Annotated in this window: 15 protein-coding genes; 8 read left to right on the plus strand and 7 right to left on the minus strand. The window is 64.5% G+C overall.

Annotated features, from left to right (window positions below):
* Positions 1–62: 62 nt before the first annotated feature.
* The 7 genes from BMX99_RS05035 to BMX99_RS05065 all read left to right on the plus strand — a co-directional run bounded on the left by BMX99_RS05035 (position 63) and on the right by BMX99_RS05065 (position 9,673).
* Positions 63–3,449, plus strand: a complete 3,387-nt coding sequence (locus BMX99_RS05035; RefSeq protein ID WP_139199431.1) for a YhdP family protein — start codon at positions 63–65, stop codon at positions 3,447–3,449.
* 106 nt (positions 3,450–3,555) lie between these two features.
* Entirely contained in the window at positions 3,556–4,602 is a 1,047-nt protein-coding gene (gene queA, locus BMX99_RS05040) for a tRNA preQ1(34) S-adenosylmethionine ribosyltransferase-isomerase QueA (RefSeq protein ID WP_093447974.1), read from the plus strand.
* A 46-nt stretch (positions 4,603–4,648) separates the two neighbouring features.
* Complete coding sequence (locus BMX99_RS05045; RefSeq protein WP_093447977.1) at positions 4,649–5,917, plus strand: MFS transporter; 1,269 nt, start codon at positions 4,649–4,651, stop codon at positions 5,915–5,917.
* 160 nt (positions 5,918–6,077) lie between these two features.
* Entirely contained in the window at positions 6,078–6,656 is a 579-nt protein-coding gene (locus BMX99_RS05050; RefSeq protein WP_093447980.1) for a DUF924 family protein, read from the plus strand.
* A 147-nt stretch (positions 6,657–6,803) separates the two neighbouring features.
* Positions 6,804–8,195, plus strand: coding sequence for a dihydrolipoyl dehydrogenase (lpdA, locus tag BMX99_RS05055; protein WP_093447982.1), 1,392 nt, complete (start codon positions 6,804–6,806; stop codon positions 8,193–8,195).
* A 174-nt stretch (positions 8,196–8,369) separates the two neighbouring features.
* Positions 8,370–8,993 (plus strand): choice-of-anchor C family protein, encoded by a 624-nt coding sequence (locus tag BMX99_RS05060; RefSeq protein WP_093447985.1) that lies wholly within the window; start codon positions 8,370–8,372, stop codon positions 8,991–8,993.
* A 143-nt stretch (positions 8,994–9,136) separates the two neighbouring features.
* A complete protein-coding gene (locus tag BMX99_RS05065; RefSeq protein WP_409371758.1) occupies positions 9,137–9,673 on the plus strand; it encodes a class I SAM-dependent methyltransferase in 537 nt (178 codons plus the stop codon).
* Between the two features lie 64 nt (positions 9,674–9,737).
* On the opposite strand, the gene BMX99_RS05070 is transcribed toward BMX99_RS05065, so the two are convergent.
* Entirely contained in the window at positions 9,738–10,094 is a 357-nt protein-coding gene (locus BMX99_RS05070; protein ID WP_093447990.1) for a rhodanese-like domain-containing protein, read from the minus strand.
* Positions 10,095–10,253: 159 nt separating this feature from the next.
* On the opposite strand from BMX99_RS05070, the gene uvrA reads away from it, so the two are divergent.
* On the plus strand, positions 10,254–13,142 hold the full coding sequence (gene uvrA, locus BMX99_RS05075) for an excinuclease ABC subunit UvrA (protein WP_093447993.1): 2,889 nt from the start codon (positions 10,254–10,256) through the stop codon (positions 13,140–13,142).
* Between the two features lie 57 nt (positions 13,143–13,199).
* Here the strand turns inward: uvrA and BMX99_RS05080 are convergent, their stop codons facing one another.
* The 6 genes from BMX99_RS05080 to BMX99_RS05105 all read right to left on the minus strand — a co-directional run bounded on the left by BMX99_RS05080 (position 13,200) and on the right by BMX99_RS05105 (position 17,770).
* On the minus strand, positions 13,200–13,643 hold the full coding sequence (locus BMX99_RS05080; protein ID WP_093447996.1) for a hypothetical protein: 444 nt from the start codon (positions 13,641–13,643) through the stop codon (positions 13,200–13,202).
* 103 nt (positions 13,644–13,746) lie between these two features.
* Complete coding sequence (locus BMX99_RS05085; RefSeq protein ID WP_170848780.1) at positions 13,747–14,139, minus strand: excinuclease ABC subunit A; 393 nt, start codon at positions 14,137–14,139, stop codon at positions 13,747–13,749.
* A gap of 84 nt (positions 14,140–14,223) precedes the next feature.
* Positions 14,224–15,096, minus strand: a complete 873-nt coding sequence (gene mmsB / locus BMX99_RS05090) for a 3-hydroxyisobutyrate dehydrogenase (RefSeq protein ID WP_093447999.1) — start codon at positions 15,094–15,096, stop codon at positions 14,224–14,226.
* Positions 15,097–15,098: 2 nt separating this feature from the next.
* Positions 15,099–16,121 (minus strand): enoyl-CoA hydratase/isomerase family protein, encoded by a 1,023-nt coding sequence (locus BMX99_RS05095; protein WP_093448002.1) that lies wholly within the window; start codon positions 16,119–16,121, stop codon positions 15,099–15,101.
* Positions 16,118–17,257 (minus strand): acyl-CoA dehydrogenase family protein, encoded by a 1,140-nt coding sequence (locus BMX99_RS05100; protein ID WP_093448005.1) that lies wholly within the window; start codon positions 17,255–17,257, stop codon positions 16,118–16,120. The genes BMX99_RS05095 and BMX99_RS05100 overlap by 4 nt, the downstream gene beginning before the upstream one ends.
* Positions 17,258–17,350: 93 nt before the next feature.
* Positions 17,351–17,770 (minus strand): hypothetical protein, encoded by a 420-nt coding sequence (locus BMX99_RS05105; protein ID WP_093448008.1) that lies wholly within the window; start codon positions 17,768–17,770, stop codon positions 17,351–17,353.
* Positions 17,771–17,819 lie beyond the last annotated feature (49 nt).

Raw genomic sequence — 17,819 nt, forward strand, 5'->3', positions numbered from 1 at the left:
CATAATAGACCGAGAGACGTAGGGGGAAACCCTGACCGACGCGGAACCGCAAGAGGACCCCGGTGAGAGAGACGCCACAAAGCCCCAAGGACACAGCCGCCCCCGAGGCGGGGGATGCGGGCGTGGCGAGTGGGCAGTCCCGGGCCGGCCAGCCCGGAGTGGGCCAGACTGGTAAGGCGGGCAAAGGCTTTGGCCGCACCCTGCCGGGGCGGGTGCTGCGGGGCTTTGCCCTTGGCGTCCTGTCCTTTGTCCTGCTGGTGGTGATCGCGGGCGCGGCGCTGCTGTGGTACGCCCGGGGCACCGATTTCGCGGCCCCGCCCTGGGTCAAGGCCCGCATCGACGCGCGCCTGGCGCAAGAGCTTCCCGATCTGGCCATCGCCTTCGACGATCTGACGCTTAGTGTCAGCGACAGCTACCAGCCCAGTCTGCACCTGACCGACATGCGCATCCGTACCGCTGCGGGCGGCGACCAGATCGTCCTGTCGGATGTGACGGGCAGTTTCGACAAGGCCGCGCTGCTGGAAGGGCAGGTGCGTCCGCGCGTGATTTCCGTCACCGGGGCGCGCATCCATGTCAGCCGCGACGCCAATGGCCGCGTCGGTGTGGCCTTCGGGGCCGATCAGAACGCCCCGCCCGCCCTGGCCGGGGGGCTGGACGCGGCGCAGACCATGGGCGCAATCAGCACGCTGCTGGATCGTCCGGCCTTTGCCAAGCTGCGCCGGATCGAGGGGGCGAACCTTATCGTGCAATATGAAGACCGCCAGGCGGGCCGCTCCTGGATCGTTGACGGCGGCGTGCTGGGCCTGTCGCGGGATGGCGAGGCGCTGAAACTGAACGGCAATTTCGCCCTGCTGGGCGGCCATGCCTTTGCCACGACGATCGAACTGGCGGTCAATGCTCGGATGCACAGCCCGGCGGCGACCCTGTCGCTGGCCGTGCAGGATGCGCCCGCCCGCGACATCGCAACGCAAAGCCCGGGCCTGGCTTGGCTGGGGGTGCTGGATGCGCCGATCTCGGGGGCGCTGCGGGTGTCGATGGACGATCAGGGCGTGATCGGCCCGCTGAACGGCACGCTCCAGATCGGGCAGGGCGCGCTGGCCCCGGACCAGACCGCCGACCCCATCCCCTTTGACAGCGCGCGCACCTATTTCACCTATGACCCGGCGCGCCTGCGGCTGACATTTTCCGAAATCGCGGTGAAAAGCGCCTGGATCGAGGCCGTGGCCGAGGGCCGCATCGACCTGACCGAGGTGTCGGGCGCGCTTCCCGATGCGATGATCGGCCAGCTTCGGATCACCGAACTGATGGTGAACCCCGCAGGGATCTATCCCGCGCCGCTGTTCCTGGAACGGGCCGAGGCCGACATGCGCGTGACCTTCGATCCCTTCCGCCTGGACCTGGGCCGGCTGGACCTGCGCGACCGGGGCCAGACGCTGACCCTTGCCGGATGGGTCGCCGCCCAGCCCGAGGGCTGGGATCTAAGCCTGACGGGCCGCGTGCCGGAGCTGACCGCCGACGACCTGCTGGAACTTTGGCCCCCCGGCGCGCTGGAAAAGACCCGCGGCTGGGTCGCAAAAAACGTGTTGGACGGGCGGGTCAGCGACGTGCAGCTGGGCATCCGGTCCCAGCCCGAGGCACGGCCCGACCTGATGCTGGGCTTTGACTTTCACGACCTGATCACCACCTTCGCCCCCGGTTTCCCGCCGATCGACAGCGCCAGCGGCCACGGAGAGCTGCGCGGTGACCGTCTTGTCATCACCGCTGACAGCGGCCGGATCTATGCTGCTGAGGGCGAAGGGCTCGAGATCGGGGGCACGTCCTTCATCTATGAAAACACCCGGATCAAGCGCGGCCCGGCCGAGGTCCGCGTGAAGGCGCGGGGCGAGATCACCGAGGTCCTGAGCCTTATCGACAGCGACCCGCTGAAGATTCTGACCAAGGCCGGGCGCAGTCCCGACCTGGCGCAGGGTCAGGCGGATGTGACCGCAAAGCTGAACTTCAACCTGGTAAAACCGCTGCCCGCTGACCAGATCCGTGTGACCTATCAGGCCGAACTGCGCGAGGTGACAAGCGATGTCATCCTGCCCGAACGCCGCTTCTCGGCCGATCACCTGCATGTCGAAGGCACCGCCCGCCAGATCGCCGTCACCGGAGAGGCCGACCTGGGCGGCATCCCCGTCGGCGGCACCTGGTCGTCGGAATTCGGCCCCGACGCCCCCGGCGGCAGCCGCGTTGACGGCTGGGTCGAGGTCAGCGAAGCGGTCGCCGCACAGCTGAACCTGGGGCTTGAACCCGGAACCCTTGGCGGCACCGGCCGCGCCGACATCGCGCTGAACCTGCCCAAGGGGGGCGTGCCGTCGTTCGATCTGCGCAGCGATCTGTCGGGCATCTCGCTGTCGCTGGCCGCGCTGAACTGGTCCCTGGGCGCGAAACAGACCGGAGAGCTGACGGTCACTGGCACCCTGGGCAAACCCGCGCGGATCGAGGCGCTTTCGGTTTCGGCCCCCGGGTTGTCGGCCAGCGGTGCGATCAGCCTGCGCGAGGGCGGCGGGCTGGACGCCGCGCGGTTCGACCGGGTCCGGATCGGCGGCTGGCTGGACGCGCCGGTCACCCTGACGGGGCGCGGCAAGGGCACCAGCCCGGCAGTGGCGATCACGGGCGGAACGCTTGATCTGCGAAATGCTAGCCTGGGCGGCGGCAAGGCGGGCAAGGGCGGGCCGCTTGCCATCAGCCTGGACCGTCTGACGATCTCGGACACGCTGGCCCTGCGCAACATGCGCGGGGATTTCACGACCCAAGGCGGCATGCAGGGCCAGTTCACGGGGGCGTTGAACGGCAGCGCCCGGATCGACGGAACGATTGTTCCGCGCAATGGACAAAGCGCTGTGCGCATCCGGTCCGACAACGCCGGGGCCGTTCTTTCGGCCGCAGGCCTGATGAAGAAGGGGCGTGACGGCACGCTGGATCTGACGCTGAACCCGACCGGGGCAAAGGGCACCTATGACGGGGTTCTGGCGGTGCGCAACATCTGGCTTCAGGACGCGCCCTCGATGGCGTCGCTGCTGTCGGCGGTCTCGGTCGTGGGGCTGCTGGAACAGATGTCCGGCAATGGCATCCAGTTCACCCATGTGGACGCCGATTTCCGCCTGACCCCGACCCAGGTGATCCTGCGCAAGTCCAGCGCCACCGGGGCCTCCATGGGGATCGCCATGGACGGCTATTACGATCTGGGGCGCAAGGTGCTGGACATGCAGGGGGTGCTGTCCCCGGTCTATGCGATCAACGGCATCGGACAGTTCCTGACCCGCAAGGGCGAAGGGCTGATCGGCTTCAACTACCGTCTGACCGGGCCGGCGGCGCAGCCCAAGGTTGCGGTCAATCCGCTTTCGATCTTTACACCCGGCATGTTCCGAGAGATTTTCCGCCGCCCACCCCCCAAGACGAATTAGGCCCCCACGACGAACTAGGCCCCCACGACGAACTGGGCCCCAAGACGAACTGGTGCCCCGCAGCGCGGCACAGGCCGCGCGACGCAAAGACCCCGGAGCAGACCCAATGCAGCTGAGCGATTTTGATTTCGACCTTCCCGAGGGGCTGATTGCCACGCGCCCCGCGCGGCCGCGGTCCTCGGCCCGGCTGCTGGTGTCCGAAGGCCGCGCGATCCACGATTGCATCGTGCGCGACCTGACCGACTGGCTGCGCCCCGGTGACCGGCTGGTGCTGAACGACACCCGTGTGATCCCCGCGCGCCTCTCGGGCACCCGGTCGCGTGACGGGGTCGAGGGCACGACCCAGGCTCGGATCGAGGTCACCCTGCTGGAGCCGCGCCCGAACGGCCATTGGGCGGCGCTTCTGAAACCCCTGAAGAAGATCCGCGAAGGAGAGGTCATCCGTTTCTCCGACGCGCTGTCCGCCACGCTGATCGCAAAGGACGGCGGGCAGGGCGTGCTGGAGTTCAACCTGACCGGCGATGACTTCGACACCGCCCTGGCACAGGCGGGGGCCATGCCCCTGCCGCCCTATATCGCCGCGCTGCGGGCCCCGGATGACCAGGACAAGGACGATTATCAGACCATCTGGGCGCGTCAGTCCGGGGCCGTGGCCGCGCCGACCGCTTCGCTGCACTTTGACGACCCGCTGTTGCAGCGCATCGCCGACATGGGCGTCGAGATCACCTATGTCACCCTGCACGTGGGCGCGGGCACCTTCCTGCCGGTCAAGGTCGACGACGTGACCACCCACAAGATGCATGCCGAATGGGGCGAGGTCACCGATGAGGCAGCCGCCCAGATCCGCGCCACCAAGGCCAGCGGCGGCCGCGTCATCCCCGTCGGCACCACCGCCCTGCGGCTGATCGAAAGCGCCGCGCGCGGCGGTCAGATCGTACCCTGGCAGGGCGAGACGGATATCTTCATCTATCCCGGCTTCACCTTCCACGTCACCGACGCGCTGATGACGAATTTCCACCTGCCCAAGTCGACGCTGATGATGCTGGTCTCGGCCCTGGTCGGGCAGGAAAGGATCCGGAAGATCTATGCCCATGCGGTCCGGCAGGAATACCGCTTTTTCTCTTATGGCGACGCCTCCTTGTTGATCCCTTAAGGCCGCCTGTGTCAGCAGGGGACCACAAAAGGGAATCGGAAGACGCATGTTTCAGGTACTAGGATCCGCATGGGCGCTGCTGCTCGGACTTTGTCTGCTGATGGTCGGAAACGGCCTTCAGGGCACGCTTCTGGGGGTGCGCGGCAACCTTGAAGGCTTCTCGACCTTCGAGATGTCGATCGTCATGTCGGCCTATTTCCTTGGCTTCCTGGGCGGGTCGCGCATGGCCCCCGAGATGATCCGAAGGGTCGGCCACGTGCGGGTCTTCGCGGCGCTTGGGTCCTTCATCTCGGCAGTGCTGATCCTTTATCCGGCCTTTGCGCATCCCGTGGCCTGGACCCTGGGCCGCGTGGTCATCGGATTCTGCTTTTCGGGCGTGTACGTCACGGCGGAAAGCTGGCTGAACAACGCGGCGTCCAACGAAAACCGGGGCAAGGCGCTGTCGCTTTACATGATGGTGCAGATGATCGGCATCGTGGCGGCACAGGGGCTGATGCTTGTGGGCGACCCTTCGGGGTTCATCCTCTTCATCATTCCTTCGGTGCTGGTTTCGATCTCCTTCGCGCCCATTCTGCTGTCGATTTCGCCGACACCGGCGTTTGAACGCACCACGCCCATGTCGCTGCGCCAGCTGTTCCATGTCTCGCCGCTGTCCTGCGTCGGGGTCTTCCTGCTGGGCGGGGCCTTTTCGGCGCAGTTCGGCATGGCGGCGGTCTACGGGGCCGAGGCGGGGCTGTCCCTGCGCCAGATCTCGATCTTCATCGCGACCTTCTACATCGGGGCTACCGTGGCGCAGTATCCGATCGGCTGGATCTCGGACCGGATGGACCGGCGACAGCTGATCATGATCGTGTCCTTCGTCGGCGGCATCGGCGCGCTGATCGGGCTGGCGGTGAACACCCAGGCCGGTCTGCTGGTCGCGGCCTTCATGGTGGGCGGCATGTCGAACCCGCTGTATTCGCTGCTGATTTCCTACGCCAACGACTTTCTTGAAGTTGAAGACATGGCCTCGGCCTCGGGGGGGATGATCTTCCTGAACGGGCTGGGCGCGATCTCCGGCCCGATCGTCACCGGTTGGATCATGACGGTCTTCGGCCCCGGCGGCTTCTGGGTCTTCATCGGGGTGCTGCTGTTCGCCATGGCGGTCTATGCGCTGTACCGGATGACACAGCGCGCCGCCCCGTCGCCCGACGATTCCGCCAGCTATACGCCAGTGATGATGTCGGCCTCTCCGGTCGTGGTCGAAGCCGCCCAGGAATGGGCCGCCGAAACCGCCGAAGCCGAGGCGGAAAGCGCCGAGCAAGCCAGGGACTAAGCCAAGGACTAAGCCGCAAAATGGGGCATGAAAGTCACGCCCCCGGACTGATAGCGCCCAAACCATCCGTTTGGGGCCGGACCGATACCAATTAGCGATTGCGTGTTGTGAAACTTTTGCGACACTTGTGGATACATGCGGCGGCGAAGCGGAGGATCCCATGGTAAGCCCCGAGGAAATCTTGACCTTCTGGCTGGACGAGATTGATCCCGCCGGCTGGTACAACCCCACGGATGAGCTGGATCAGACGATCCGGACGCGGTTCGGTGCGGCGCTTCAGGCGGCGATCGACGGGTCCTTCGGGCTTTGGCTGACCTATCCTTCCGGCACGCTGGCCTACCTGATCCTGACCGATCAGATGCCGCGCAACATGTTCCGCGGTGAAGGCCGCGCCTTCGAGACCGACCACCTGGCCCGCGCGGCCGCCAAGATGGCGATCGACCGCTGCTGGGACATGAAGATCGACGAACCGGCCCGGCAGTTCTTCTATCTGCCGCTGATGCATTCGGAAAACCTGTGCGATCAGGAACGTTGTGTGCGGCTGATGAAGGAACGGATGCCGGAAACCGGCGCGTCGAACATGCTGCACGCCCAGGCGCATCGCGCCGTGATCCGCCAGTTCGGCCGCTTTCCCTACCGCAATGCCGCGCTGTCACGGACCGAAACGGAAGGCGAAGCCGCCTATCTGGAACAGGGCGGCTACGGCAGCACGGTTCGGGAGCTTCAGGCCGCCGAATAAATGGCCCCCGGGGGCTTTCGGTCCCGGACCGCAACGACACATTACCAACGGCCCCCGGCAAAAAGCTGCGGGGCCGTTTTGCGTTGTTGAGACCGTGGAAAAAATAGTTTAACGTCAAACTATCTTGCCGGACAAAGGGGAACAGCCATGGCCGCAACCTACGATTTTCTTGTCATCGGGGCCGGTCCCGGTGGCTACGTCGCCGCAATTCGGGCCGCCCAGCTGGGGCTGAAGGCCGCGGTGGTGGAACGCGAACACCTGGGCGGCATCTGCCTGAACTGGGGCTGCATCCCGACCAAGGCGCTGCTGCGGTCTTCCGAGGTGTTCCACCTGATGCACCGCGCCAAGGAATTCGGCCTGAGCGCGGACAAAATCGACTATGATCTGCCGGCGGTGGTCAAACGGTCGCGCGGTGTGGCCAAGCAGATGGAAGGCGGGGTCAAGCACCTGCTGAAGAAGAACAAGGTCGACGTCGTCATGGGCGAGGCCCGGCTGGCCGGCAAAGGCAAGGTCAGCGTCAAGACCGACAAGGGCACGGAAGAGATCAGCGCCAAGCACATCGTCCTGGCCACCGGTGCGCGGGCGCGGGAACTTCCGGGGCTCGAGGCGGATGGTGATCTGGTCTGGACCTACAAGCACGCGCTGAACCCGCCGCGGATGCCGAAGAAACTGCTGGTCATCGGCTCAGGCGCGATCGGCATCGAATTCGCCAGCTTCTACAACACGCTTGGGGCCGACACGACCGTGGTCGAGGTCATGGACCGCGTGCTGCCCGTCGAAGACGCCGAGATCAGCGCCTTCGCCAAGAAGCAGTTCGAAAAGCAGGGCATGAAGATCATGGAGAAGTCCATGGTCAAGCAGCTCGACCGTGCCAAGGGCAAGGTGACCGCCCATATCGAGGCCGGCGGAAAAGTTGAGAAAGTGGAATTCGATACGGTGATTTCCGCCGTGGGCATCGTCGGAAATGTCGAAAATCTGGGATTGGAAGAGGCCGGCGTGAAGGTCGACCGCACCCATGTGGTCACCGACGAATACTGCCGCACCGGCGTGGATGGCGTTTATGCCATCGGTGACGTCGCCGGGGCCCCCTGGCTGGCGCACAAGGCCAGCCACGAAGGTGTTCTGGTCGCGGAATTCGCTGCCGGTGGCCACCCGCATCCGATCAAGCCGAATTCGATCGCGGGCTGCACCTATTGCCATCCGCAGGTCGCCTCTGTCGGCCTGACCGAGGCCAAGGCGAAAGAGCAGGGCTACAAGGTCAAGGTCGGCAAGTTCCCCTTTATCGGCAATGGCAAGGCCGTCGCCCTGGGCGAACCCGAGGGGCTGGTGAAGACCGTCTTTGATGAAAAGACCGGAGAGCTTCTGGGTGCCCATATGGTCGGTGCCGAAGTGACCGAGCTGATCCAAGGCTATGTGGTCGGCAGGGCGCTGGAAACCACCGAAGAAGACCTGATGAACACCGTCTTCCCGCATCCCACGCTAAGCGAGATGATGCATGAATCCGTGCTCTCGGCCTATGGGCGCGCGATCCACATCTGATTGATTTCCTTTCTGATTGTTCAGAATAACGCGGTCCCGACCCCCGGGGGCCGCGTTATTGTTTCCAGACTGTTTCCAAAATCGCGCTTTGGGATCCGCAAAGGTTAACGTAGGGTTAATTTGTTATCTGTCTGGCCGGAGGCGTTTCTTCGGCAAGTTACCTGGGGGTATTTCATGAGTATCAGAACAATAGTGGCCGCATTGGCCATGACCACAATCGCCAGTACGGCCGGCGCTGTCGCCGTCGTGAACGGCGGGTTCGAGGACCCGTCCGGCTCTGGTTCCTTCAACACATATTCGGCCGGATCAACGGCCTTGACCGGCTGGACGATCTCGGGGGCCAGCATCGACCACATCACCAATTATTGGCAGAACTCCGAAGGTCAGCGCAGCATCGACATGCAGGGGAACGGCGGCAACGCAACGATTTCCCAGTCGGTTTCTGGCTTCAGCGTCGGGCAAAGCTATACGCTGATGTTCGATATGGCCGGCAACCCGGCGGGCAATCCGGCGGTGAAAAAGCTGATCGCCAGCATCGGCGGCACCTCGGGGAGCTATACCTTCGACAAGACCGGCAAGACGCTGTCCGACATGGGATGGGAGACCATGACGCTAAGCTTCGTGGCCGGGGCGACGACCCTGTCGCTGGCCTTCTCGGCGGACAATTCCGGCACCTCTTTCGGGCCGGCGCTGGACAACGTCCGGATCGTCGATGCGCCCGCGGTGCCGCTGCCGGCGGCGGGCTTCCTGCTGATCGGAGCCATTGGCGGCCTGGGCCTGATGCGCCGTAAAGGCTGAGCCGAGCCGATGAAGACGTGCTGGGGGGGCGCTGCCCCCCTGCAACAAAGCCATGGCTTTGTTGCTGCCCCCCGGGATATTTCTGGCAAGAGGATGTCAGGGGACGTGAAGGGGGGGCGATGCCCAGTCTGAACAGGATTGTCATGCGGCGCGAAAGCCGCGCCTGGATCAATGCGCTTGGTCCCAAGTCCCTGCGCGTGGCCGAGATCAGCGGCAAATGGGGCAGTTATTTTCCGTTTCGCAGCTATGACGTCTTTCGCTATCCCGAGCATGATATCTGCGAGGGGCCTTTTCGCGACGCCGAAGGCAAGGTGCGGAAATTCGACCTGGTGATCGCCGACCAAGTCTGGGAACACCTGGACCGCCCCTATGCGGCGACCCGCAATGTATTGAAGATGCTGAGAAAGGGCGGGCATTTCTATATTGCCACGCCCTTCTTCATTCCCTTCCATGCTGCGCCGGTCGATTGTTCGCGCTGGTCCGCGCGCGGCCTGACCAACCTGCTGATCGAAGCGGGCTTTGCCCCCGAAGGGATCCGGGCCGAGCAATGGGGCAATCGGGCGGCGGCGCGGCGCAATCTTGAGCAGCCCTGGCCGCCCGAGCATGATGCGCAGGCGGATGACCTGACGAACGATCCAGAGTTCCCGCTGACGGCCTGGGCCCTGGCGCAGAAGCTGTGACAGGGGCCTTCGTGGGGGCCTTCGCAGGGGGCTAGGCCAGGGGGGCGGCGCGTCTGCGGAAAAATCAGGCGCGCTCGACCGCGCCGCCGGCCTGGCACCAATGGCCGAAGCCGCCGATGTTGTGCACGTCCTTATATCCCAGCCGGTCCAGGATCGTCTTGGCCGAGGATGACCGCCCGCCAGAGGCGCAATAGACCCCGATCCGGGCCGAGCGGTCGAGCAGGGGGTCATAGTCCGGGTGGCGGGGATCGGCGCGGAACTGAAGCATCATCAGGGGGATATGCAGCGCGCCCCTGGCCTTGCCGCTGGCCGCGACCTCGGCGTGTTCGCGCACGTCGATCACGATCGTGCCGTCGGGGGCGGTGACGAAATCCCGGGCGGTCAGCCCGGCGGGGGCAGAGCGGGTGAGAAAATTGAACATGGTCGTTTCCTTGAACCTGTCATGTCGGTTGAGCTCTACATAACATTCGAAATCATGAATGTGAAGGGGTGCTGCGATAGTTCCCTGTTTGTTCTTCATTTTCACTTGGAACGGCGGGCCACCTAAACTATTTCTTAGGCACTCACTGCCGGGGGTATCATGGCCGAGCTGAAGAACATCGAAGTGCGCGGCGCGCGCGAACATAACCTCAAGAACATCGACGTGGATATTCCGCGCAACGAACTGGTTGTTATCACGGGGCTTTCCGGGTCGGGGAAGTCGTCGCTTGCCTTCGATACGATTTATGCGGAAGGCCAACGCCGGTACGTGGAATCGCTGTCGGCCTATGCGCGCCAGTTCCTCGACATGATGGAAAAGCCGGACGTGGATCACATTGCCGGCCTGTCTCCGGCGATTTCGATCGAACAGAAGACGACCTCGAAGAACCCGCGGTCGACCGTTGGCACGGTGACCGAGATCTACGACTATCTTCGTCTGCTCTTTGCCCGCGTCGGCACGCCCTATTCCCCCGCCACCGGCGACCCGATCGAAGCCCAGCAGGTCCAGGACATGGTCGACCGTGTCATGGGTATGGAGGAGGGCACCCGCGGCTATCTTCTGGCCCCGATCATCCGCGACCGGAAGGGAGAATATAAGAAGGAATTCCAAGAGCTTCGGAAGCAGGGTTTCCAGCGGGTCAAGGTCGACGGGTCCTTCTATGACCTCGATGAGCCGCCGGTGCTGGACAAGAAGTTCCGCCATGACATCGACGTGGTCGTGGACCGGATCGTGGTGCGCGAAGGGATGGAGACCCGGCTGGCCGACAGTTTCCGCACCGCGCTGGACCTGGCCGACGGGATCGCCATCCTGGAAACCGCGCCGCGCGCCGGGGACGACGGGATCGAGCCCGAGCCGGAGCGGATCACGTTTTCCGAGAAATTTGCCTGCCCGGTCAGCGGCTTCACCATCCCCGAGATCGAACCGCGGCTGTTTTCCTTCAACGCGCCTTTCGGGGCCTGCCCCGATTGCGGCGGCCTTGGGGTTGAGCTGTTCTTTGATGAACGGCTGGTGGTGCCGGATTCCACCCTGAAGATTGCCGACGGCGCGCTGGCCCCCTGGCGCAAGGGCAAGTCGCCCTATTTCCTTCAGACGATCGAGGCCATCGCGAAGCATTACGAATTCGACAAGAAGACCCGCTGGAAGGATTTGCCCGCCCATGTGCAGCAGGTGTTCCTGTACGGGTCGGGCGATGAGGAAATCCCCTTCCGCTATGACGAAGGCGGGCGCGTCTACCAGGTGTCGCGCACCTTCGAGGGCGTCATCCCCAACATGGAACGCCGCTATCGCGAGACCGACAGCAACTGGATCCGCGAAGAATTCGAGCAATATCAGAACAATCGCCACTGCGGCACCTGCGACGGCTATCGCCTGAAACAAGAGGCGCTGGCGGTCAAGATCGGCTCCAAGCCTGATCTGCTGCACATTGGCCAGGTGGTCCAGATGTCCATCCGCGAGGCCTATGACTGGTGTCAGACGGTGCCTGACCACCTGACCAATCAAAAGAACGAAATCGCCCGCGCGATCCTGAAGGAAATCCGCGAACGGCTGGGGTTCCTGAACAACGTGGGCCTGGAATACCTGACCCTGTCGCGCAATTCCGGCACGCTGAGCGGCGGTGAAAGCCAGCGGATCCGCCTGGCCAGCCAGATCGGGTCCGGCCTGACGGGCGTGCTGTACGTGTTGGACGAACCTTCGATCGGGTTGCACCAGCGCGACAATGGCCGCCTGCTGACGACGCTGAAAAACCTGCGCGATCAGGGCAATACGGTCATCGTGGTCGAACACGACGAAGAAGCCATCCGCGAGGCGGATTACGTTTTCGACATCGGCCCGGGGGCGGGGGTGCACGGCGGCGCAGTGGTGTCCCATGGCACGCCGCAGCAGGTGGCCGACGATCCGGCCAGCCTGACCGGGCAATACCTGTCCGGCACGCGCGAAATCGCCGTGCCCGCCACGCGGCGCAAGGGCAACAAGAAGAAGATCACCGTGGTCAAGGCGACCGGCAACAACCTGAAAGAGGTGACGGCCGATTTCCCCTTGGGCAAGTTCGTCTGCGTGACTGGCGTGTCGGGCGGCGGCAAGTCGACCCTGACGATTGAAACGCTGTTCAAGACCGCCTCGATGCGGCTGAACGGGGCGCGCCAGACGCCCGCGCCCTGCGAGACGATCAAGGGGCTGGAACACCTGGACAAGGTCATCGACATCGACCAGCGGCCGATTGGCCGGACGCCCCGGTCGAACCCCGCGACCTACACCGGGGCCTTCACCCCGATCCGTGACTGGTTCGCCGGCCTGCCCGAGGCCAAGGCGCGCGGCTACAAGCCCGGGCGCTTCAGCTTCAACGTCAAGGGCGGCCGGTGCGAGGCCTGCCAGGGCGACGGTGTCATCAAGATCGAGATGCACTTTCTGCCGGACGTCTACGTCACCTGCGAAACCTGCCAGGGCGCGCGTTACAACCGCGAAACGCTTGAGATCAAGTTCAAGGGCAAGAGCATCGCGGACGTGCTCGACATGACGGTCGAGGACGCGCAGGAGTTCTTCCAGGCCGTGCCCTCGATCCGGGAAAAGATGGATGCGCTGGTCCGTGTCGGCCTTGGCTATATCAAGGTTGGCCAGCAGGCGACGACCCTGTCCGGGGGCGAGGCGCAGAGGGTCAAGCTGTCGAAGGAACTGGCAAAACGCTCCACGGGCCGCACGCTGTATATCCTGGACGAACCGACCACCGGCCTGCACTTTGAAGACGTGCGCAAGCTATTGGAAGTGCTGCATGAACTGGTCGAACAGGGCAATTCGGTCATCGTGATCGAACACAATCTGGACGTCATCAAGACCGCCGACTGGCTGATCGACATCGGCCCCGAGGGCGGCGACGGAGGAGGCGAGGTCGTGGCGACCGGCACCCCCGAGGACGTGGCCAAGGTCGAACGCAGCCATACCGGCCGCTACCTGATCCCGATGCTGAACGCCGGAAAGGTTGCCGCCGAATAGGCACCTGTGACGGGCGTCCTGCGGGGCGCCCGCTAAACCCCCCGGGCACCCACGCGATCAGCGCGTTACGCGGGTCTGGATATGCGGATTGACGAAGTCGAGCACGATCCGGTCGTCAAGATCGGCGCGATAGATTTCTCGTCCGACGGTGAAATAGACCCAGCCATCGCGGGGGCTGGGAAGGCCGTAGCGGCCGGGGTTCATCAGAACCATCACCTCGGCCGGCAGGATGTCACCGTCTTCATAGCTGCGTTCGATCGGGGGCACGCGCCGGGCGCTGACACGCTTGAACCGCTTTTCGATCGCGGCGGGACTGTTGCGCGGCTCTTCCTCTGCGGCGGGGGCCTCGGGTTCGATCGTTGGCAGATCGGCGCGCGGCACCTGAATGCGGTCCGGCCCCACGTACAGGCATTTGATGTTCGTCCCCTGCGTCGCGCATTGCGCGAAAGCCGGCGTCGAAAACGCGGCCAGGATCAGGGCGGAACAGGTCAGACGCAGCATGCGGGGTCTCCGGACGGGGCGGAAGGTGCTATTGGGACAGGTCCAATATGGCACGGGAAATGCCTTTGAACAAAGGCACTTCCCCATGTTTCGACGGAAACACTCAGTTCAGGATGTTGGACACGGCCCCGATCAGCGCGATTACTTCGCTGGTTTCGCGGTCCACCTGAATAACCTGACCGTCGACGCGGTAATAGGTGCCATAGGGGTCGAGCCCGTAGCCGCCGGGATCGCGCACAAGGATATAGCGGCTGCCGTAATAGGACCCGTCCAGCCTGTCACCGACGCGCGGCATCGTGTGTTCGACCATCTTTCTAGCCTGATTTTTAACTTGTCCGGGCGGCACGCAGGCGGGGCTTTTCTTGGCCAGACCCGGCGGGCAGCTTTGCGCATGACCCGGGGCGGCACCGTGGTGCGCGGGGCCGTTGCCCGGTTTGGCAAGGGCGGGAAGCGGGGCCGCAAGGGCGGCCATCATGGGAAGGATCAGCAGTTTCATGGCAAACTCCGTTCGTTTGCGGATCAACGCGGGGCTTGCACATGGGGTTCCCGCCGTGACGGAAACCCCAGACTTAACGGGCGGTTATCCGCGCGAGCGGCTTTCGAACCGGGGCAGCATGGCGCTGAAGTCGCGGCCCTTGCCGTCTTCGTCCTCGACGAAGCGGGCGTAAAGGTCCATGGCCACCTGGCCCATGGGGGTGTCGGCATCCGCGGCCTCGGCGGCCTGCTGCGACAGGCGCAGGTCCTTCAGCATCAGATCGGCGGCAAAGCCGGGCTTGTACCCGTTGTCCGCAGGCGATTGCGGGCCGACGCCGGGCGCGGGGCAATAGGCGTTCATCGACCAGGAATACCCCGAAGACGTGCTGACCACATCGAACATCGCCTGCCGGTCCAGCCCCAGCTTGTCCGCCAGGGCAAAGGCTTCGCAGGTGGCGATCATGGTCACGCCCAGGATCATGTTGTTGCAGATCTTGGCCGCCTGACCGTTGCCCGAAGGCCCGCAATGCACCGCCTTCTGGCCCATGATGTCGAACAGCGGCCCGGCCTTGGCGAACCCGTCCTCGGCCCCGCCGACCATGAAGGTGAGCGTGCCGCCCTGGGCCCCGCCAACCCCGCCCGAGACCGGCGCATCCAGCGGCAGGATCCCCGCCGCCTGCGCCTGATCGGCCACCGCCCGCGCGCTTTCCACGTCAACGGTCGAGCAATCCAGAAAGACCGCGCCGCGGTGCATGGCAGGCAGGATCTGATCCGCGACGGCGCGCAGGATCTGACCGTTCGGCAGCATGGTGATGACCACATCTGCCCCTTTTGCGGCCCCTGCGGCGCTTTCTGCCTGCGCCACCCCGTCGATTGCGACGCCTGCGGTGTCGAAGCCGGTTACCTCATGTCCCGCCTTTGCCAGGTTGGCCGCCATCGGGCCGCCCATGTTGCCCAGGCCGATGAATGCGATCTTCATTGTTAGTCCTCCTCGAATGTCAGGTCGCGGGGCAGGGGGGCGAGGATCGCCTGCACCTCATCCCGCGTCACATGTGTGTGTTTCCACTGCGGATTTCTGTCGCGGTCGATGATCTGGGCACGGATGCCTTCCAGAAAATCGCCATGCTCCATCGCGCGGGCGGTAAAGCGGTATTCCAGCGTCAGAGCGGTGCGGATGTCCTGAACGCCGTCAAGCCGGTCCAGCATTTCAAGCGTCGCCGCCATGGCAAGAGGAGAGTTCCGCCGCAGCGCCTTCAGGGCCGAGGCGGCGAAATCGCCCTCCATTCCCTCCAGCCGGGTCAGGATCTGATCCAGCGGGCCGACAAATGCCGTATCAATCTGCGCCTGCACATCGGCCAGCGGGGTCTCCAGCCCGTCAGTCGAGGGCGGCAGGGCGCTGATATCGCCGGTTTCTTCCAGACGGGCGATCAGCGCGGGCCAGTCGGCGCGCGGCACATGGCGGTCGGCAAAGCCCGCCCGGATCGCATCGCCCGGACCCATGCGCGCAGCGGTCAGCCCCAGATAGGCCCCCAGACGCCCCGGCGCGCGCGCCAGAAGCAGCGACCCGCCCACATCCGGCACCAGCCCGATGCCGCATTCCGGCATGGCGATCTGGGTGCTGTCATCCACGACTCGGTGCGCCACGTGACAGCCGACGCCGACGCCGCCGCCCATGACAAAGCCCTGCATGAAGCTGACCACCGGCTTGGCATATTCCGCCAGCCGCGCATTCAGCCGGTATTCGTCGCGCCAGAAGGTCTGACCAAAGGCGTAATCGCCCTGAAGCCCGTGGTCATACAGCTGCTGGATATCGCCGCCGGCGCAGAACGCCTTGTCGCCCTCGGCGTCGATCACCACCAGCGCAACGCGGTCGTCCCCGGCCCAGTCCTTCAGCGCGGCATCAATCGCCATCGCCATGTCATAGGTCAGCGAATTCAGCGCCTTGGGCCGGGTCAGGGTGATCCGTCCGGCGCGGCCCGTGATGCGGATGTCGATATCGCTCATGCCGCCACCATCTGGCGGGCGACGATCAGGCGCATGATCTCATTCGTGCCTTCCAGAATTTCATGCACCCGCAGGTCGCGCACCAGTTTTTCGATCCCGTAGTCGGCCAGGTAGCCATAGCCGCCATGCAGCTGGAGGCAGTCGTTCACCACCTTGGAACCGGTTTCGGTCACGAACTTCTTGGCCATGGCGCAGAACTTGGTGGCATCCGGCGCGCCCTGATCCAGTTTCCAGGCGGCCTGCCGCAGGAAGGTGCGGGCGGCCTGAAGCTCGATCTCCATATCGGCCAGGCGGAATTGCAGCGCCTGGAACTGGTTGATCGGCTGACCAAAGGCCTTGCGTTCCGACATATACGTCAGGGTCAAGTTCAGCGCGGCCTGCGCCGCCCCAAGCGAACAGGCGGCAATGTTAAGCCGGCCGCCATCCAGCCCTTTCATCGCATATGTGAAACCTTTGCCTTCTTCGCCAACCAGATTTCCGCCCGGAATATCGCAATTGTCGAATTGAACCTGGCGCGTCGGCTGGCTTTTCCAGCCCATCTTGTCCTCGAGCCCGCCAAAGGACAGCCCGTCGCGACCGTCTTCCACATAGACCGTGCTGATCCCCTTGGGGCCATCATCGCCGGTGCGCGCCATGACCACATAGGCATCCGAATAGCCCCCGCCCGAGATGAAGGCCTTGGTGCCGTTCAGCCGGTAGCCTTCGTTCGTCCTCTCGGCCCGCGTGCGCAGGGCGGCGGCGTCCGATCCCGAGCCCGGCTCGGTCAGGCAGTAGGACAGCACCGTGTCCATCGAGACGACGCCGGGCAGGACACGGTCGCGCAGATCCGGCGCGGCGAAGGCGTCGATCATCTTGGCGCACATGTTGTGGATCGACAGGAAGGCGGCAACCGAAGGGCAGGCCATCGAGAGCGCCTCGAACACCAGCGTCGCATCCAGCCGGCCCAGGCCTGCACCGCCATTGTCTTCGTTGACGTATAGCCCGCCAAAGCCTAGCGCGCCGATCTCGGGCCAGAGATCCTTGGGGATCGTGCCTTCGGCCTCCCATCTGCGGGCATTGGGGGCGATCCGGTCCTGGCCGAAATCATGCGCCATCTCGAAAATGGCCGTTTGTTCTTCGCTCAGGCTGAAATCCATTCATTCCTCCCTTTGAATGGCTTGAACATCCCCGTCACGCAGCCGGCGGGCGGGCGTGACCGGGGGATGTCCAAAAATGTCGGGGTGGGGCCGTCAGGCGTTCCGGAACGGCAGATCGGCAAAGCTGCGGGCGGGCAGCCCCAGCATCGACAGCGCCTCGTCCATGTCCTGCGCGGTGCGCCCGACCGTCACGTCGAGCCCGTCCCAGGACTTCAGGATCGACCGCGCCATGGCCTGTGCAACCTGCGTGGGTGCCAGATAGACCATCATGGTCGGGGCCTGGGATTGCAGGATCGCATCGGCCTTGGCCGCCTGCGCCGACACGAGATCCACGAAGGACCGCTCGAAATCCGTGATCTCGGACAGGTCGATCAGATGTTTCTGGTCGGGACGAAAGGCGGGGTCGGCGGCATAGTCGCCAAAGACCTTCAGCGTGTCCGACAGCTGCGCAAAGCCCCAATAGCGAACATAGACCAGATTGTGGTCTGGAATGATCGTATAGGTCAAAGGCATCGGCGGACAAATACTCCGGAATTGCGGGTGCAGAAAATGCGTGCTGCAC

The sequence above is a fragment of the Pseudooceanicola nitratireducens genome (assembly GCF_900109195.1).
GTDB classification, from domain to species: Bacteria; Pseudomonadota; Alphaproteobacteria; order Rhodobacterales; family Rhodobacteraceae; genus Pseudooceanicola; species Pseudooceanicola nitratireducens.